This is a genomic window from Methylomagnum sp. (genome assembly GCF_054333355.1).
Map to the genome: position 1 here is coordinate 1 of NZ_JBTEKS010000097.1, position 13,067 is coordinate 13,067.

A 13,067-nucleotide genomic window follows, 5' to 3' on the forward strand; every position below is an offset into this window, starting at 1 on the left:
CCATCTGTTCAGCGACGAATCGCCCGACCACATCATGCGGCTGGCCCCCGCGCTGGAACTCATGGGCCGGATCGGTTTCCAGCCGGTCGAGGTGCATTCCCGCGCTGGGGTCAACGCGCTACTAAGCGGGGTGAAGCCTTGGCCGTGAGCCGCCCGAAGGACAAGGACCGCAAGGTCGTTTACCGCTGCACCGAGTGCGGCCACGCCCAGCCTAAATGGGCCGGGCAGTGTCCGGGCTGCGGCGGCTGGAATTCGCTGGTGGAAGGCGTCGAAGAACGCGCCCCCGCCGCTGCCTCGCGGTTCGCCGGGTACGCCGGGGCCGCGCCCACCGAGCGGGCCGTGCCGGTGTCGCTGGCGGAGGTCGAGGCGGAAGAAATTCACCGCATTCCGTGCGGGCTGGACGAGTTCGACCGGGTGTTGGGTGGCGGGCTGGTGCCGGGTTCGGCCATTCTGATTGGCGGCGATCCAGGCATCGGCAAATCGACCTTGTTGCTTCAAACCGTGGCGGCGCTCAGCCAGCAGCGCAAAGTGCTGTACATCACCGGCGAGGAATCCATCCGGCAGGTGAGCCTTAGGGCCAAGCGCCTCGATGTGCCCTGCGCGGCGGTGCAAATTCTGGCCGAGACCGAATTGGAGCGCATCCTGGCAACCGCCATCGCGCACCGCCCGGAATTCCTGGTGGTGGATTCGATCCAGACCGTCTACAGCGAACAGCTACAATCCGCGCCCGGCTCCGTGGCGCAGGTGCGGGAATGCGCCGCGCAATTGGTCCGCTTCGCCAAGCAGACCCAGACCACGGTGTTCCTGGTGGGGCACGTCACCAAGGAAGGCGCCCTGGCCGGTCCCCGCGTGCTGGAACACATGGTGGATACGGTGCTTTATTTCGAGGGCGACAGCGGCAGCCGGTTCCGGGTGATCCGGGCGTTTAAAAATCGCTTCGGCGCGGTGAATGAACTGGGCGTGTTCGCCATGACCGAAGTCGGGTTGCGCGAGGTGCGGAATCCGTCGGCCATCTTCCTGTCGCGGGGCGACGAGGACGCGCCGGGCAGCGTGGTGATGGTGATGCGCGAGGGCAGCCGCCCGATGCTGGTGGAGGTCCAAGCCTTGGTGGATGAATCCCATCTGCCCGCCCCGCGCCGGGTGGCGGTGGGCATGGAGAACAACCGGCTGGCGATGCTGCTGGCCATTTTGCACCGGCACGGCGGAGTGCCGATTCTGGGGCAGGATGTATTCGTCAACTTGGTGGGCGGGCTGCGGCTGGGCGAGACGGCGGGGGACTTGGCGGTGGTGCTGGCGATAGTGTCCAGCTTCCGGGACCGAGCGATTCCTCGGGATTGGGTGGTATTCGGCGAGCTTGGTCTGAATGGCGAGGTCAGGCCGGTGCAGAACGGCGAGGAGCGCTTGAAGGAGGCGGCCAAGCATGGCTTCAAGCACGCGCTGGCCCCAGCCAAAAATATAGTGAAGGGGATTGATCCGGGGCTGGAAATCGTCCCCGTGCGGAGCCTCAGGGAGGCCATCGCGGCCTTGTGAGTGGCGGGCGCGCTTACCCGCTGCGTGGAGCCTGTCTCAAGCGGTCGTTCGACCTGTGTTATCGACCGGGTTTTCCAACTAAGGTCGGCGCTTATTTGTGGAAAAACTGCAACAAGGCGCTATTGATGCGGACAACATCGCCATCGTGCAAAGGCGCTTCTCCATTCGTGACGGGAATGCCGTTGATCGTCAGCAACACCTCGGCGGAACCCGCCTCAATCGTATAGCCCTCCTCGGTACGGCTCACTTTGACCATCCCGGAAGGCTCCTTGCCGATTTGGGTCACGGCGCCCTTCAGAGGAATCACCATGCCGATCCGCTTGCCGTTCATGACCTGAAAATTGCCCTCCAATCGCCGGAACCGATGCGGGCTGACCTCCGCTGTCCGAGGCCTGTGATTTTCGGCAGATTCCGGAAGGGATGTTTTTTCGGCGAGGTGGACGAAATGAATGCTGTGCTTGCCAATCGAGATAATATCGCCATTATGAAGCGCCTTTTCCTCGGCCACGGCTTCGTCATTCACATAGAGCGAGTGTTTTGGATTGGCCTTCTTGAGTACATAACCCTGGGAGGAGGCTAGGATAACGGCATGGAAATCCGCCACGGCCAGACTGTCGATATGGACAATATTGGACGGGTCACGGCCAATACTGGTTTCTCCCGGCTCCAAATCAATGGACTGGAGCGGTATTTCCTTGAAAGATATTGTTAATCTGGGCATGAATTGGTGCGGTATTCAGTGTGTTTGGGAAGACGGCTCGTCGGCGTCATCCTGTTTTAAAGCGGTCGTGAAGATAAAACCGCGTTCATTCCGCTTGCGCCAAGCAGCAACAGTGCCAATGAATTGGATGGGAGACCAGGGTTTTTAACCCAGTATAAATTCCGCCACAATAATTCAACAAAATATCATGGATTGGTGACGTGAACTTCATCAAGTTGACTGGGGTATCGAGCAGCCCTGCATAAAATGAGGCGGGTTGCTCTAGCCGAATTGGGCAATGCGGGTTTTCACCAGGCTTGTTCATCATTTACGACATTGTTTTGTCAGAAAGTGACGTCAATGGTCCGGTCGTACCAGGGCTAGCCGGGGCGTTCCCTTCTCTCGTCATGATAAGATTTCTCAACCTTTTTCCCAAGATCAAACCGGAGGTTATTCGGCAACATGGCAGGTCATAGCAAGTGGGCCAACATCCAGCATCGGAAAGGCACCCAGGACGCAAGGCGGGGCAAGCTGTTCACCAAGCTGATCCGCGAAATCACCGTGTCGGCCCGCACTGGCGGAGGCGAGCCGGGCAACAATCCGCGCCTTAGGGCGGCGATGGACAAGGCGCTCGTCGCCAATATGTCCAAGGACACCATCGAGCGGGCCATTAAAAAAGGCACCGGGGCGCTGGACGGGGACAACTACGATGAAATCCGCTACGAGGGCTACGGTCCCGGCGGCATCGCGGTGATGGTGGATTGCCTCACCGACAACCGCCAGCGCACCGTGGCCGAAGTGCGCCACGCCTTCACCAAGGCGGGCGGCAATCTGGGCACCGATGGCTCGGTGGCCTATCTGTTCACCAAGCTCGGCATCGTCAGTTATCCCGCTGGCGTCGATGAAGACCGCCTCATGGAAGCGGCCCTGGAAGCGGGCGCCGACGATGTCGTCACCAACGACGATAACTCGGTGGACGTGCTAGTCAGCCCCGACCAATTTGAGTCGGTGCGGGATGCGCTGAACGGGGCGGGCCTCGCGCCGGAGAACGCCGAAGTCACGATGCGGGCCAGCACCAGTGTGGCCTTGGAACAGGACGACGCGGAAAAAATGCTGCGCCTCTTGGAGCGGCTGGAAGATTTGGACGACGTGCAGAATGTCTATTCCAACGCCGACATCAGCGAGGACATCCTCGCCAAGCTGGGCTAGGGGCGGACGTGGTCAGTGTGCTGGGGGTTGATCCGGGTTCGCGCTGCACCGGCTACGGCATCATCCAGGATGGCGCGAGAGGGCCGGTGCTAGTGACGTATGGGACCATCCGCACCGAAACGGATAATTTCCCCGAGCGTCTAAAGCAAATCTATGATGGCATCCACCGGGTTGTCCGGGAGTTCCGCCCGGACGAACTCGCCATCGAACAAGTTTTCATGTCCAAAAACGCCGATTCGGCCCTGAAGCTGGGGCAGGCCCGTGGTGCCGCGATTTGTGGCGGCATGGCGTCCGGGTTGCCGGTGTTCGAGTACGCCGCCCGGCAGGTCAAGCTGGCTCTGGTGGGGAAGGGCAGCGCTGAAAAATCCCAGGTTCAGCACATGGTTCGCTTCATGCTCGGCCTCAGCGAGGTGCTGCCCGCCGACGCTAGTGACGCGCTCGGCGTGGCGATGTGCCACATTCATCACCGCCAGACCCGGCAGCGAATGGCCCAAGCGGCGGCGGCAGCGGGGAAGCGGCGATGATTGGTTTTCTGCGTGGCGTGTTGGCGGCGAAGCAGCCGCCGTCCCTGTTGCTGGATGTGGGCGGGGTGGGCTACGAGGTGGACGCGCCCATGTCCACCTTCTACAAGTTGCCCGACGTGGGCGAGCCGGTGACGCTCTACACCCATTTGGCGATCCGCGAGGACGCCCACAGCCTGTTCGGTTTTATCTCTGAGGCTGACCGCGCTTTGTTCCGGGCGCTTATCAAGGTCAATGGCGTGGGCGGAAAATTGGCCTTGGCGATTCTGTCGGGGCTGAGCGCCGAGGAATTCCATCGCTGCGTGGAGTTCCAGGACACGGCCCGGCTGGTGCGCCTGCCCGGCGTCGGCAAGAAGACGGCGGAGCGGCTCATTATTGAATTGCGCGACCGTTTGCCGGAGTTGGGCGGTACGGTGACATTGCCGGGCGCGGGCACGCTGCCTATGCCTGCGGCCAGCCCGGCGGATGATGCGGTGAGCGCGTTGATCGCCCTGGGCTTCAAGCCGCCGGAAGCCGCCGCGCTGGTGCGGAAGGTGCCAGCGGAAGGGAAGAGCAGCGAGGAGATTATTCGGTTGGCGTTGCAGTCGGCGGCGAAGTAGGGGTTGGCTGTTGTGGAAATACTGCGGCTCATTTGGTTTGAAGATATTGTCGATAAGCTTCGTTGGAAGCATCAAGTCGAGGATGTTGAAGTTGTCGAAGTGTTGGAAAATAAGCCGAGATTTGTCCTTAAAGAGGCGGGTTTCAAGTCGGGCGAAGATGTTTTGCCGCTTATGGAAAAACCAATGCGGGGCGATGTTTAGGGGTGTTTTTCGTGTACACGAAGGATAAACGCGCCATCATCGTATCCGCCAGAGATTTAACAGAAAAGGAGAGGAATAAGTATGTCCGATAAAACTCCGGTTTCGATGGCTGGTAGCTATCAAGAGATTGGTGAATTTTGGGATAACCATGATTCCGCCGATTTTGGTGAACAGGCCGAGGTCGAGTTCAAGGTCGATATTGAGTCTCAGCCTAAATATTATTCGTTGGACAAGATACTCGCTTTGAAATTAGGTCGCCTTGCTAAGGCACATGGGGTCAGCGAGGAAACCCTGCTGAATCTTTGGGTCCAGGAAAAGCTAAATCAGTTGGGTTAATTACAAGTTTTGTGAATTTAGGGTAATTATGATGGCTATTCCAGCGTTAAAGCCCGCCACCTACGAAGATATCCTTGCGCTTCCGCCCAATCTGGTCGGGGAAATTATTTGCGGGCGGTTGATTACCCATCCGCGCCCGGCCCCGCGTCATGCGCGTGCGGCGTCCAGCTTGGGTGTGCGGATCGGTGGCCCGTTTGATCTTGGCGATAACGGTCCCGGCGGTTGGGTGATTTTGGACGAGCCGGAATTACATATCGGCGAGCATATTCTGGTGCCGGATTTGGCTGGATGGCGGCGGGAGCGGATGCCGCGTTTGCCGGATACCGCGTGGTTTGAGGTCGTGCCGGATTGGGTTTGCGAAGTATTGTCGCCTTCCACGGCCAAGAATGACCGGGCTGATAAACTGCCGATTTATGGACATTTAGGTGTGGGGTATGTTTGGTTGATTGACCCGGATACGCGGGTTTTGGAGGCGTACGAAAACCAACAGGGAAAGTGGTTGTTGATTCAGACGTGCGCGGGGGATCAGCGGGTGGCTATTCCGCCGTTTGAGGCGGTGGAGTGGGAATTGGGTGGGTTGTGGGCGGATTAACGAGGCGGAACAACCGTGATTAAGACGTTTAAGGCCGAGAATTACAAATCCATCAAGTCGCTTGAGCTGGAGCTTGGCCGGGTGAATGTGTTTATTGGAGAGAATGGGGCGGGGAAGAGCAATATTTTGGAGTTGTTTGCTTTGGCTAGTGCTGCCTTGGGGAATAAGCTTGATAATGAGTTTTTGGCTTCCAGAGGGATTCGGGTTACAGAGCCAGAATTAATGCGGCCAGTTTTTATAAGGTCAGACTCGTCGCTGCCAATATTGATTACCGTCACGGGGCATGAAGGGGATGATATATCCATTAAGTTAAACAATGAAAATTTGCCATATTCAAAATGGCATTGCGAGCTAGATGAGGTTTGGAATAGTAGGCTTTTAGCTGAAATTATAGATGATTACTTAAAAAAGCACTGGATAAACTATAATGAACCATCCGGTCGAGCAAGCAATGCAGCAGAATCAAATAAAATAAAAATTGAACTTGAGTTTCAAGAAGATTCAGAAGCGTTTCGCTTTGCGAGTCACAATATACAAAATATTCAGCACTTAAAAACCATCGAAAATCTTGTTGTATTTTCACCAGAAAACTCTGCTTTGCGAGTATTTGAACGCGAAAGCCAAATTGAGCCATTAGGAATTAAAGGTGAAGGCTTACTAAAACTCTTGTCCGTGCTATCCAAGGAAAGCAACGGCGAAACCTTCCAAGAAATCAAATCCTCCCTGCAAGTTCTAGGCTGGTTTGAAGATTTCAAGCTAGTCGATGGCGACACATTCTCGCCCAGCCGCATAGCTATTAAAGACCGTTATATCGAAGACGAAACCCGCTGGTTTGACCAAATGAGCGCCAACGAAGGTTTCCTGTTCCTGCTATTTTATTTCGCGCTATTCAGCACCAAACTGACTCCGAGTATCTTCGCGATAGATAATATCGACGCTTCCCTAAATCCCGCGCTGTGCGAAAAGTTATTAAGCGAATTAGTGCGGCTGGCAAAGAAGCACGATAAGCAAGTGCTGCTGACAACCCATAATCCCGCTACCTTGGATGGCTTGAATCTTGACGATGATGAACAGCGCTTGTTTGTCGTATCGCGGAGCCGATCCGGGGAAACCCGTGTGCGGCGAATCCAGAAAAAAGCTAGCGCCTCAGAAAATCAACGGCCCGTCCGGTTATCGGAAATGTTTTTGCGGGGCAGCTTAGGCGGCATTCCGAAAGGATTTTGACCGATGGCGTCCTTCATGCTCATCACCGAAGGGCCGACGGATCAGGAAGTTATCGAAGCCATATTGACCGGATATTTTGACGAAGAACCCGATTTCCCACTTCGTCGCCCCACACGCGATGCGACGGATACATCCAGACAAGGCAGCCCCGGCGGCTGGGAAAAGGTATTCGAGCATTGTGAAAACGGCGAAGATTTATTGCGGGAAGATTTGCTGGTCAATGATTACTTGATTATCCAAATAGATACCGACTGCGGAGAGCCTCAAAATTTTGGCGTGTCATTGACGGCCAACGGAGAAGATCGGCCCGTCACGGATATTATCTAGGATGTTAAAAGTCGAATTATTACCAAGCTAGGAGAAGCGTTTTATCGAGATTTTCAAGACCGTATTCTGTTCGCCATTTCAGTGCATTCGTTGGAATGCTGGCTCTTACCCTTGCATATCGTAAAACCCGCCAAGGATGCAGTTAAAAAATCCAGCCAAATTAAATCCTGCTCCGATAGACTGGATAGATACTTCAATAAACACGGCGGAACAATCTACAAGAAAGACGTGCCAACTTATCGGAAATTAGCCGATGGATTTTTAGATAAACGAAATATAGAAATGACCCGTGAGCGAAATGTAAGCTTTGACGTATTCATCGCATCGCTGCCAACCCTCCAACCAGGTAACTCCTCATGAATCATTCAATGTTCATAGATTATCCAGATTCCATGCCGGCATCGCTGCATATGTCGCGACAAGAGTTCGAGCGCGAGGCGCGTTTAGCCATGGCGGTAAAACTGTTTGAAACGGGCAAATTATCTTCGGGCCAAGCAGCGGAATTGGCCCATTTAACACGCCTCGATTTTATTCACGAGTTAGGGCGTTTCGGCGTGTCCTCAATTCAAATTGACGCGGACGAATTGGAGACGGATGTAGCCCACGCAATGAAAGCGTATGATCGTTATCAACAGCAGTCCGGCCATTAATCTGACGAGTGTTCTAGGCGACTTAGGCTTACTGACTGAACTGTATGGCCCGGTTATTATTCCCTATGAAGTTTTTACCGAATTAGCGGCTGGCGCTGACAAAGACGCAACAGCCGAAAAATTGTCAAAAACCCAAGGAATAACGATTCGAGATCGCCCCATTCACATTCCGAAATTCTTGAGAAATACCCTGGATTTAGGGGAATCCGCAGTCATCCAAACAGCACTGGACGAAGCAATTCCAACGGTAGTTCTTGACGATTTAAAAGGTCGCCGGATTGTAGCCCTGTCGGGATTAGAAGTTACCGGTTCAGCAGGGGTACTCATTCAAGCCAAGAAAGTTGGTCGGCTTGCCTCTGTGGGAGCGGCTTTGGCACAGCTAAAACAGCGGGGTACTTGGCTGCATCCATCTGTGGTGAACAGGGCGCTTGAGTTAGCCGGAGAATCACCCGTTTCCTCGCTTTAATCCCAGTTGAATTATGTCCACCCATCGCCTAATCACCCCCACCGCCGCCGCCCAAGACGAAGACGCCGTAGACCGCGCCATCCGCCCCAAACGCTTGGCGGATTACGTCGGCCAGAAGGCCATGCGCGAGCAACTGTCGATCTTCATCCAGGCCGCCCGCAACCGTCGCGAGGCGCTGGACCATGTCCTCATCTTCGGCCCGCCCGGGCTCGGCAAGACCACGCTCGCCAACATCATCGCCAACGAAATGGACGTCAACATCCGCCACACCTCCGGCCCGGTGCTGGAAAAAGCGGGCGACGTGGCGGCGCTGCTTACCAATCTGGAGGCGCGGGACGTTCTCTTCATCGACGAAATCCACCGCCTCAGCGCGGTGGTCGAGGAAGTCCTCTATCCGGCGATGGAGGACTACCAGATCGACATCATGATCGGCGAAGGCCCGGCGGCGCGGTCGATCAAGCTGGACATCCCACCCTTCACCCTGGTGGGCGCCACCACGCGGGCCGGGCTGCTCACTTCGCCCTTGCGCGACCGCTTCGGCATCGTGCATCGGCTAGAGTTCTACACCACCGAGGAACTCGCCCTCATCGTCGGGCGCTCGGCCAAAATCCTGGGCGTCGAAATGAGTCCCGAAGGCGCCACCGAAATCGCCCGCCGCTCCCGTGGCACGCCCCGCATCGCCAACCGCCTGCTGCGGCGGGTGCGCGATTTCGCCGAAGTGATGGCAGACGGCAAGGTCTCGGCGAAAGTGGCCGACAAAGCGCTGGAAATGCTCAAGGTGGACAAGCACGGCTTCGACCAGTTGGACCGGAAGCTGCTGGGTGCCATGATCGAAAAATTCGAGGGCGGGCCGGTGGGCCTGGACAATATCGCCGCCGCCATCGGCGAGGAGCGCGGCACCATCGAGGACGTGCTGGAGCCGTTTTTGATCCAGCAAGGGTTTATCATGCGGACCCCACGGGGCAGGGTGGCGACGCGGGCGGCTTATCTCCACCTGGGGTTGAAGCCACCGAAGACGCTGCCGACCAATGAGGAAATATTTTAGCCCCCGAAGATTTGCAGGCGGTTTTACGGGTATTACTTGAACTACATTAAGGCCGGATAAACAATAACGCATTTAACGGGGAATGGTTGCAATGATTAAACCCACATTAATAATAACCGCCGTGCTATCGGTATTTGTCACGAGCAATGTCACAGCGGCGGAATGCAAGCCTTATAAAAAAGCCGCCAATATGTATCAAATTGTGGATGACCAGGGCAAGGTGTTCTTTCTGGGTAGCCCGAATCATCCCGCGTGCAGCGATTTAATCAGCAAACGGATGGGCACCGAAAGAAAGCCAATAGAACAGCCACAAGCCCCCGCTCAACCAGAATCAAAATCCAAGAGACAGCATTAATAACTCAATATTGTCCATGGTTGCCTCTGAAGAAGCCCCGATACCCCTGGCTTTCCGCTGGCCGATCCGTGTCTATTACGAAGACACCGACGCGGGCGGTTTGGTCTATCACGCCAATTATGTCCGCTTCATGGAACGCGCCCGTACTGAGCGGCTGCGCGCCCATGGGTTTGAATTGGATGGATTACAGCGGGACCATGGCATTATGTTTGTGGTCCGCTCCATGGCATTGGACTTCCTTAAACCGGCTCGTTTTAATGAATCGTTGTGGGTGACGGCGGATATTGAGGAAACCCGCGCCGCCAGCATTTATTTCCGGCAGGCCGTGCTGCGGGGCGAGGATGAAATACTGTGCCAGGCGAAGGTGCGGGTGGTTTCCATCTCGGCGGAGACGCTCCGGCCTAAGCCGATTCCAGACTTGGTGCGGTGGAGTTTGTGAGGTATGTGTGGGCATTATCGAATGCGACTTGGCTTGAATTCCGCCTACTGGGGACAACAAAATCATGGAAAAACCGACTCCCCATTACCATCTGCGCGAAATCCAAGCGCAATGGTTACGGTGGCTAGTTTGCGGCTGACGAATTCAGCCAAGCTTGGAATCCGTAGTTTGGGTATGAAGAATGTCGACGCGCTGGGCGTGATCCAGGGATTGACGAGGCGGGATTTCTACAAGTCGATGACCACCCACGCCGATCATCGGGTTTGGCAGGATGTTTATCATGCGGAATGGCGGGGATTGGGCGTGTATGTCAAATTCCAGCAAGATGCGGACAGATACTTTTTCACGCTTTCATTCAAAGCTTTATAGGCTAGAAACCATGAGCGATGCCTTGATTTCCGATGGCAAACCCTGCCCCGTGTGCATGAAAGGCACTCTGCGGCGGGGTATTCAGCGGGTTACGATGGAATACCAAGGCCGGGTTTTCGAAGAGGATCAACCCGGCGATTGGTGTGATGCTTGTGGGGAAGGAATATTGAACGGGGAAGACCTTGAAGCCACGGAACCCGCTTGGCTGGCGTTCCGCGAACAGGTGGACCGGGAACAGGGCCGTAACTTGGCGCGTATTCGTCGCAAGCTCAAGCTGACCCAGATTGAGGCGGCCCGGTTGACGGGCGGGGCCAAGCACAGCTTTTCCCAATACGAGCGCGGCGTGGTGCGCCCGACGCCAGCGGTGGTGAACCTCTTCAAACTGCTGGATAAACATCCCGAAATGCTGCGCGACCTGAAAAGTTAGTCGCGGGCGTTTTTCCTTCCAATTCCATTGGGAATAACCCATCCCCGGCAGGAAAACTTTAAGACCTTAAGGTGTATTAATTAATGTCGTCCGATCTCTCAATCATTACCCTCATAAAAGAAGCCAGTCTCGTGGTCCAGATCGTCATGGCGATCTTGATCCTGGCGTCCGTGGTGTCCTGGACCTTCATTTTCTCGAAATACCGGGAAATCAAACGCGCCGAGGAAATCTCCGAAGAATTCGAGGAGCGCTTCTGGTCCGGCATCGACCTGGCCGACCTGTACCGGCAACTGACCAAGGAGGAATACGACACGGAAGGGCTGGAAAACATCTTCCTGTCCGGCTTCAAGGAATTCGCCCGGCTCCGCCAGCAGACCAACATCGGCCCGGACGCGGTGATGGAGGGCGCGGCGCGGGTGATGCGGGTGGCCCTCAACCGGGAGTTGGAGCGGCTGGACGAGCGGCTGCCATTCCTCGCCACGGTCGGCTCCACCAGCCCCTACGTCGGCCTGTTCGGCACCGTATGGGGCATCATGAATTCGTTCCGCTCGCTGGGCGCGGTCAAGCAGGCTACGCTCGCGATGGTCGCGCCGGGCATTTCCGAAGCGCTGGTCGCTACCGCCATGGGCCTCTTTGCCGCGATTCCGGCGGTCATGGCCTATAACCGCTATTCCACCGAAATTGGCCGACTCGCCAACCGCTACGAAGCCTTCACCGACGAATTCCTCAGCTTGCTCCACCGCCAGGCCCACACCCAATGAACGTATCCACCGGACGCGGACGCGGTCAGCGCCGTCGGCCCATGGCCGAAATCAATGTCGTGCCCTACATCGACGTTTCGCTGGTGCTGCTCATCATCTTCATGGTGACGGCGCCCATGCTGCAAACCGGCGTGGATGTGGAGTTGCAGGCCACCGAGGGCAAAGCCTTCGACCCCAGCCAGGACTTGCCCATCATCATCTCCGTCAAGGCCGATGGCCGGTTGTTCGTGGACGCGGGCAACCAAAGCGACGCGGAAGTGGGCGAGGCCGAGTTGCCCGGCAAGGTCACGGATGCGCTGGCGAAGAAGCCGGGGCTGGCGGTGCTGATTCGGGGCGATAAGAACGTGGATTATGGCCGGGTGCTGGTGGTGTTCGGCGCCCTGAAAAAAGCCGGCGTGGACGGCGTTAGCCTGATGACGGCCCCCATCGAAGAATGAGCGATTCCGACTTCAAGCGCTTCGGTGGCCCGCTGGCGCTATCGCTGGCGCTGCATATCTTGTTGATTCTGCTATTTGCCTATCAGTTCGACACCGCCAAGCCCACGCCGCCGCCCGATCCGGGCGAGACCATCAAGGCCGTGGCCTTGGACCCGGCGGTCTTGAAAGCCGTCCAGAACGCGAAGCAAGCCGCCGAGCGGGCGCGCCAGCAGCGTTTGGAACAGCAACGCGCCGCCGAAGCCCGGCAAGCCGCCGAGGCGGAACAACGCCAACAAGCGGAAGAACGAGCCAGGCAAGCCCAAGCCGAAGCGGCTCAAAAGGCCATCGTTTTGCAACGCCAGCGGGAGGAAGAAGCCATCCGCCAAGCCGTCGAGGCCAAACGTCAGGCAGAGGAAACGCGGCGGCAAGCCGAGCTGGAAGCCAAGCGCAAGGCGGAAGCCGAGTCCGAGGCGCGGGAGCAGCAGATCAAAAAGCTTGCCGAGCAGAAGCGTGAAGCCGCCGCCGAAGCCAAGCAGCGGGCCGAAGAAGACGCTCGGGAAAAGGCCGAACTCGAAGCCAAACGCAAAGCCGAAACCGAGGCGAAACATAAGGCCGAGTTGGAAGCCAAGCAAAGAGCGGAAACGGAAGCCCGCCGTGAGGCCGAGCGAGAAGCCAAGCAACAAGCCGAAGAAGAAGCCCGTCGCAAGGTCGCCGCCGAAGCCAAGCGGGAAGCTCAAGAAGATGCGCGGGAAAAGGCCGAGCAAGAAGCCAAACGCAAAGCCGAAACCGAGGCGAAACATAAGGCCGAGTTGGAAGCCAAGCAAAGAGCGGAAACGGAAACCCGCCGTGAGGCCGAGCGAGAAGCCAAGCAACAAGCCGAAGAAGAAGCCCGTCGCAAGG

20 protein-coding genes are annotated in these 13,067 nt (G+C 56.8%); 19 read left to right on the plus strand and 1 reads right to left on the minus strand.

Going from position 1 to position 13,067, the window contains the following annotated elements:
* Positions 1 to 144: 144 nt before the first annotated feature.
* A complete protein-coding gene (gene radA, locus ACXWUF_RS09545; protein WP_458494438.1) occupies positions 145 to 1,530 on the plus strand; it encodes a DNA repair protein RadA in 1,386 nt (461 codons plus the stop codon).
* Positions 1,531 to 1,621: 91 nt separating this feature from the next.
* Here radA and ACXWUF_RS09550 read toward each other — a convergent pair whose 3' ends face one another.
* Complete coding sequence (locus ACXWUF_RS09550; RefSeq protein WP_458503275.1) at positions 1,622 to 2,251, minus strand: FHA domain-containing protein; 630 nt, start codon at positions 2,249 to 2,251, stop codon at positions 1,622 to 1,624.
* Positions 2,252 to 2,692: 441 nt separating this feature from the next.
* Between ACXWUF_RS09550 and ACXWUF_RS09555 the strand changes: the two genes are divergently transcribed.
* The 18 genes from ACXWUF_RS09555 to tolA form a co-directional block, all read left to right on the plus strand.
* Positions 2,693 to 3,439, plus strand: coding sequence for a YebC/PmpR family DNA-binding transcriptional regulator (locus ACXWUF_RS09555; RefSeq protein WP_458494440.1), 747 nt, complete (start codon positions 2,693 to 2,695; stop codon positions 3,437 to 3,439).
* An 8-nt stretch (positions 3,440 to 3,447) separates the two neighbouring features.
* On the plus strand, positions 3,448 to 3,963 hold the full coding sequence (ruvC, locus tag ACXWUF_RS09560; protein WP_458494441.1) for a crossover junction endodeoxyribonuclease RuvC: 516 nt from the start codon (positions 3,448 to 3,450) through the stop codon (positions 3,961 to 3,963).
* A complete protein-coding gene (gene ruvA / locus ACXWUF_RS09565; RefSeq protein ID WP_458494442.1) occupies positions 3,960 to 4,559 on the plus strand; it encodes a Holliday junction branch migration protein RuvA in 600 nt (199 codons plus the stop codon). Before ruvC ends, ruvA begins: the two co-directional genes overlap by 4 nt.
* Before the next feature lie 3 nt (positions 4,560 to 4,562).
* Entirely contained in the window at positions 4,563 to 4,760 is a 198-nt protein-coding gene (locus ACXWUF_RS09570) for a hypothetical protein (protein ID WP_458494443.1), read from the plus strand.
* An 81-nt stretch (positions 4,761 to 4,841) separates the two neighbouring features.
* A complete protein-coding gene (locus ACXWUF_RS09575; RefSeq protein WP_458494444.1) occupies positions 4,842 to 5,096 on the plus strand; it encodes a hypothetical protein in 255 nt (84 codons plus the stop codon).
* A 28-nt stretch (positions 5,097 to 5,124) separates the two neighbouring features.
* Positions 5,125 to 5,688 (plus strand): Uma2 family endonuclease, encoded by a 564-nt coding sequence (locus tag ACXWUF_RS09580; RefSeq protein ID WP_458494445.1) that lies wholly within the window; start codon positions 5,125 to 5,127, stop codon positions 5,686 to 5,688.
* Positions 5,689 to 5,703: 15 nt separating this feature from the next.
* Positions 5,704 to 6,912 carry an AAA family ATPase gene (locus tag ACXWUF_RS09585; RefSeq protein WP_458494446.1) on the plus strand — a complete coding sequence of 403 codons (1,209 nt, stop codon included), beginning with the start codon at positions 5,704 to 5,706 and terminating at the stop codon, positions 6,910 to 6,912.
* Positions 6,913 to 6,927: 15 nt separating this feature from the next.
* Complete coding sequence (locus ACXWUF_RS09590; protein ID WP_458494447.1) at positions 6,928 to 7,239, plus strand: hypothetical protein; 312 nt, start codon at positions 6,928 to 6,930, stop codon at positions 7,237 to 7,239.
* A 356-nt stretch (positions 7,240 to 7,595) separates the two neighbouring features.
* Positions 7,596 to 7,889, plus strand: coding sequence for a UPF0175 family protein (locus ACXWUF_RS09595; protein ID WP_458494448.1), 294 nt, complete (start codon positions 7,596 to 7,598; stop codon positions 7,887 to 7,889).
* Positions 7,858 to 8,355, plus strand: coding sequence for a DUF3368 domain-containing protein (locus ACXWUF_RS09600; RefSeq protein WP_458494449.1), 498 nt, complete (start codon positions 7,858 to 7,860; stop codon positions 8,353 to 8,355). Before ACXWUF_RS09595 ends, ACXWUF_RS09600 begins: the two co-directional genes overlap by 32 nt.
* A 13-nt stretch (positions 8,356 to 8,368) precedes the next feature.
* Positions 8,369 to 9,400, plus strand: a complete 1,032-nt coding sequence (ruvB, locus tag ACXWUF_RS09605; protein ID WP_458494450.1) for a Holliday junction branch migration DNA helicase RuvB — start codon at positions 8,369 to 8,371, stop codon at positions 9,398 to 9,400.
* Between the two features lie 91 nt (positions 9,401 to 9,491).
* Complete coding sequence (locus ACXWUF_RS09610) at positions 9,492 to 9,755, plus strand: hypothetical protein (RefSeq protein WP_458494451.1); 264 nt, start codon at positions 9,492 to 9,494, stop codon at positions 9,753 to 9,755.
* Positions 9,756 to 9,771: 16 nt separating this feature from the next.
* The gene (ybgC, locus tag ACXWUF_RS09615) at positions 9,772 to 10,194 is read left to right on the plus strand and encodes a tol-pal system-associated acyl-CoA thioesterase (protein WP_458494452.1); all 423 of its coding nucleotides are present in this window, start codon (positions 9,772 to 9,774) and stop codon (positions 10,192 to 10,194) included.
* Positions 10,195 to 10,227: 33 nt separating this feature from the next.
* Complete coding sequence (locus ACXWUF_RS09620) at positions 10,228 to 10,563, plus strand: type II toxin-antitoxin system MqsR family toxin (RefSeq protein WP_458494453.1); 336 nt, start codon at positions 10,228 to 10,230, stop codon at positions 10,561 to 10,563.
* A 10-nt stretch (positions 10,564 to 10,573) separates the two neighbouring features.
* On the plus strand, positions 10,574 to 10,990 hold the full coding sequence (locus ACXWUF_RS09625; RefSeq protein ID WP_458494454.1) for a type II toxin-antitoxin system MqsA family antitoxin: 417 nt from the start codon (positions 10,574 to 10,576) through the stop codon (positions 10,988 to 10,990).
* Between the two features lie 83 nt (positions 10,991 to 11,073).
* Positions 11,074 to 11,751, plus strand: a complete 678-nt coding sequence (gene tolQ / locus ACXWUF_RS09630) for a protein TolQ (protein ID WP_458494455.1) — start codon at positions 11,074 to 11,076, stop codon at positions 11,749 to 11,751.
* Positions 11,748 to 12,188 carry a protein TolR gene (tolR, locus tag ACXWUF_RS09635; protein WP_458494456.1) on the plus strand — a complete coding sequence of 147 codons (441 nt, stop codon included), beginning with the start codon at positions 11,748 to 11,750 and terminating at the stop codon, positions 12,186 to 12,188. Before tolQ ends, tolR begins: the two co-directional genes overlap by 4 nt.
* Positions 12,185 to 13,067 (plus strand): cell envelope integrity protein TolA (gene tolA, locus ACXWUF_RS09640; RefSeq protein ID WP_458494457.1); only part of this gene is annotated, 883 nt, incomplete at its 3' end. The genes tolR and tolA, both read left to right, overlap by 4 nt.